Below are 4,368 nucleotides of genomic sequence, written 5' to 3'. Positions count from 1 at the left end.
AGTTGCTCACAGAAAAAACCCGGCTGGAAAGCCGGGTCTGAAAAGATTACTGAGTTTTGGCAGGCGTTGCCGCTGGCTGCCCCGCCGTCGGCTCAATCTGGAAGACGACATCAACCTGATCGTCAAACTGAATAACCGGCTGTTCGTAGGTTTCCTGAGCAGAGGTAGCAGGTGCCGCATCTGCTTTCATCATCCGTACCATCGGGCTCGGCTGATAATTGGAAACGTGGTAGCGCACGCTGTACACCGGGCCAAGTTTGCTATTGAAGCCCGCAGCCAGCTGTTCAGCCTGATGAATGGCATCATCAATTGCCGCTTTACGCGCTTTATCTTTGTAAGCATCCGGTTGAGCAACGCCCAGTGATACCGAACGGATCTCATTCAGACCCGCCTTCAGCGCGCCATCGAGCAGCGCGTTGAGTTTGTCCAGCTGACGCAGCGTGACTTCAACGGTGCGCACCGCACGATACCCTTTGAGGATACTTTTACCATTCTGGTAGTCGTAGTCCGGCTGGGTACGCAGGTTTGCAGCGTTAATATCTTTCTTCGCTATCTGGTTCTGTTCAAGGAAGGACAGATATTGCGCCACGCGCTCATCGGCCTGCTTCTTCGCTGAAGCCGCATCCTTGGCAGCAACGTTCACTTCAATTGCCAGCGTAGCGATGTCTGGTGTCGCATCCACGCTTGCTGTTCCGGAAGTCACGATGTGCGGTCCATTTGGCAACTCATTTGCCTGTACCGATAGTGCGCTGAATCCGACTAATGCCGCCAGGGCCATTATTTTGAACTTCACGGTCGTTCCTCCATGTTTCATTAATTACCCCGAAACTCAGGGCACATGCAGGCAAGCTTAGCCGATCTCGCTGCGTTGTCCATCAGACAACACTTAGTTGAACAACGCATGAACGTGCGCAACACCTTCTTTTGCCAGCTGAAAAGCGATAAACCACATCACTAATCCTACCAGCGTATTGATGATGCGCTGCGCTTTAGCAGTACGCAGACGCGGAGCCAGCCAGGCCGCCAGCAATGCCAGACCAAAAAACCACAGGAACGAAGCGCTGACGGTTCCCAGCGCAAACCAGCGCTTAGGCTCAACGTCCAGTTGGCCCCCCAGACTCCCCAGCACCACAAAGGTATCAAGATAAACATGTGGGTTTAGCCAGGTTACCGCCAGCATGGTGGCGATGATTTTCCAACGCCCCTGCTTCATTACCTCGGCGCTGGCCAGTTCCAGATTACTGCTCATCGCCGTTTTTAACGCGCCAAAACCGTACCAGAGCAGAAACGCCACTCCGCCCCAGGTGACCAGCGCCATCAACCACGGCGACTGCATCAGCAAAGCGCTACCGCCAAAGATACCGGCGCAGATCAGCACTAAATCGCTGATAGCACAGAGTAAAGCAATCATGATGTGATACTGGCGGCGAATGCCCTGGTTCATCACGAAGGCATTTTGTGGACCAAGCGGAAGTATCATGGCCGCACCAATTGCAAGCCCTTGAAAGTAATACGATAACACGTTAATCATCCCGAACAGTTTCTCTTAGGAGCAGACTATAGCGCGGGAAAATCATTAGCGGAAATTGATAATTTTAATCGCAGATTAGGGAAATTAATGGAAAGAAAGTTTTATCGGCCCGGAAAGCAAAAGCGCCTCCGGGCGCGTAATTACTCTGCCGTACTCTCTTTCACACGCTTGAAGTTCACATCCATCTGCGGATACGGGAAGCTGATACCATTGGCATCGAACTCGCGCTTAATGCGTTCCAGCACATCCCAGTAGACGCTTTGCAGATCGCTGCTGTTGCTCCAGACGCGTACGACGAAATTAATTGAGGAAGCCCCCAGCTCATTCAGGCGCACCGTCATTTCACGGTCTTTAAGAATGCGATCTTCCGACTGAATGATATCAGTGAGGATTTTTTTCACCTGATCGATATCGGAGTCATAAGCCACGCCGATAATAAATTCGTTACGACGAACCGGCTCGCGAGAGAAGTTAATGATGTTTCCAGCGATGATTTTACCGTTTGGGATCACAACAATCTTACCGTCAACGGTGCGCATAGTGGTGGAGAAAATCTGCACATTGAGCACGGTTCCGGCCACGCCGCCGAGATCGACATACTCACCCGCACGGAACGGACGGAACATTACCAGCAGGACACCTGCGGCGAGGTTAGACAGGGAGCCTTGCAGCGCCAGACCGACGGCTAAACCTGCGGCACCGAGAACGGCGATCACGGAGGCAGTTTGCACCCCAACGCGGCCCAGCGCGGCAATCAGCGTGAACGCGATAATACCGTAACGCACCAGTGCAGAGAGGAAGTCAGCAACGGTGGCATCAATTTTACGCGCCAGCATCAGGCGGTTAACGGTATTTGATACGATGCGCGCCACGATCATACCGATAATGACAATCGCGATGGCCGCAACGATGTTGACGGCATAGCTCAACAGCAGTTCCTGGTTACGCACCAGCCAGGTGCCCGCACCGTTTATGCTGTCGACAACATTCAAATCTTCCATTTAGTATTCCTTGGTCATGTCAAAAAAATTCATGAGATCATTCTCACAAAAATACTGTACTAAAGGTAAACAAAAAAGACCGAACATGCCATTTTTCAACATGATCCAATAAAAGCATTCGTAAATTCAATGATCGGTTGGTTGATCAATCATCCGCAAGAACCCGCTGACCAGTGGATCTTTCTGCTTAAAGATTTCGGCAATTTCACTGACCACCTTTCCGCTACCTGCATTCTTCCAGGCGATAGAGAGCGGTGACGGTTGGCGTGGATTGATTACCTCACGGGCAACCAATGCTCCGGACTCAACATAAGGACGACACATCCGCTCCGGCAAGAAACCGACCCCGAGGCCGCTTAAATGACAGGCCAGCTTGGTACTGAGATCCGGAACTTTGATCTCCTTTTGACCACTGAGCAGCCAGGCAACGCGGCGCGTAAGCGTGCGCGAGGTATCTTCAATATTAATCGCCGGGTAACGACGCAGCATATCGTCTGACAGTACAGGCGCGGGGTGGCGAGCCAGAGGATGATTCTGCGCCACCACAAACTGCCAACTGATGTCACCGAGTGACAACAGAGAAATATTATTGGACAACGACTCCGATCCGGTGACGCCAATGGCTAACTGGAAATCGTCATACAACAGTGAATCCCACACACCCATATAGACCTGTCGGGAAATCTGAAAGCGGGTAAAGGGAAATTGTTGATGCAGCCAGGTCAGTAAATCCGCCGTGGTCTGTGGCTGGTACAGCAGATTATTGGTAACGATATTCACCTGCCGTTCAACGCCCGCATTGATTTGCTGAAGCTCATCCGGCATCGCATCCAGCCAGTTGAGCCACTGCCGGCAATGCTCAAGCAGATGCTGTCCGGCCAATGTCAGACTGACAGTGCGCGTAGTGCGCATGAAGAGTTGAGTCCCCACCTGCTCTTCCAGCGTTTTGATACGATAGCTAATCGCCGCTGGCGTTTTATGAAGCGAACTGGCTGCGCGGGAAAAACTCTCCGTCTCCGCAACCCGAATAAACGTGCGTATTGTTTCCTGATCGAGCATGCATTCTCCTTGGATCGTTCCTCTGTAACCACTGTTGAGCTATTGCTATCCCTAGCAATATATCTGCTCCCGAGGTATGACCAACAGCAAGCAGATGCGCAATTGCAAAATGAGACTCGCGCCCCGGTTGTAAAGCGCGTATGACCTTCTGCACTGATGTAGAAAACTCCCCCACTCTGGCGCTGTTCAAATAGCTGCAACTGACTGATGTAGTGAGTTTTGCCAGCTGTTTCGCCGGAGGTAAAAAATACTGAAGTTGCGCAGAAAACCCTGCGGCATACAGTACGGCCAACATGCCAGTGAGCATGTCATCACCGCTAGGCGTCAGCCCAGGTCCACATCCGATCAGCCTGCTCCAGTCGGGGGTCATGCCGCAATACCAACAATCAAGCTGCTTAATAATCTCAGAATAGTGCGACATCGTGTGAACCGGTTGATTTAGCGCTCCGCAGAGGCCACTGTGTTGCGTACAAAAAGAAAGATCGACTGGGGCAATGGCGATGGAGCTTATTGGCAATTGCAGTATGCGACGCGGGCAAATTGTGATGTTTTTCCCTCGCAGGATATTTCCTTGTTTGCTTAGCCATTCAATCTGAGCCACGTGGGGAAACTGCACGGTACTCAGCAATACGGCTGTCGGCCCCATTCCTTTTCCGTGGCGAAGCAACGTCAATAACTCACCGTCTGGACGGCAAAAGTTAATCGCCTGCGTAAAACAGCTATGCCGTCTCCATTCGCCATCGGGAAGCCGATAAAACCCGGCGCAGGCTAGAGCAT

General features: G+C 51.9%; 5 protein-coding genes. All 5 read right to left on the bottom strand.

The genetic code is table 11. The annotated features are described in order from the left end of the window. Positions 1-46 precede the first annotated feature (46 nt). Entirely contained in the window at positions 47-793 is a 747-nt protein-coding gene (locus tag FDX03_RS14250) for an oxidative stress defense protein (RefSeq protein WP_048213183.1), read from the bottom strand. Between the two features lie 93 nt (positions 794-886). Next, positions 887-1,522 carry an arginine exporter ArgO gene (gene argO, locus FDX03_RS14245; protein WP_137346160.1) on the bottom strand — a complete coding sequence of 212 codons (636 nt, stop codon included), beginning with the start codon at positions 1,520-1,522 and terminating at the stop codon, positions 887-889. Between the two features lie 149 nt (positions 1,523-1,671). Then, positions 1,672-2,532 carry a small-conductance mechanosensitive channel MscS gene (locus FDX03_RS14240; protein ID WP_040232115.1) on the bottom strand — a complete coding sequence of 287 codons (861 nt, stop codon included), beginning with the start codon at positions 2,530-2,532 and terminating at the stop codon, positions 1,672-1,674. Between the two features lie 126 nt (positions 2,533-2,658). Then, complete coding sequence (gene allS / locus FDX03_RS14235) at positions 2,659-3,591, bottom strand: HTH-type transcriptional activator AllS (RefSeq protein WP_137346094.1); 933 nt, start codon at positions 3,589-3,591, stop codon at positions 2,659-2,661. Beyond that, positions 3,509-4,368, bottom strand: an 860-nt coding sequence (locus FDX03_RS14230) for a DUF2877 domain-containing protein (RefSeq protein WP_170973101.1), incomplete at its 5' end; no start/stop codon positions are given. The genes allS and FDX03_RS14230, both read right to left, overlap by 83 nt.

Source organism: Citrobacter sp. wls827 (assembly GCF_005280875.1).
GTDB lineage: Bacteria > Pseudomonadota > Gammaproteobacteria > Enterobacterales > Enterobacteriaceae > Citrobacter > Citrobacter youngae.
Note: the sequence above shows the minus strand (reverse complement) of the source record. Positions and strands in the feature narration are given on the sequence as shown.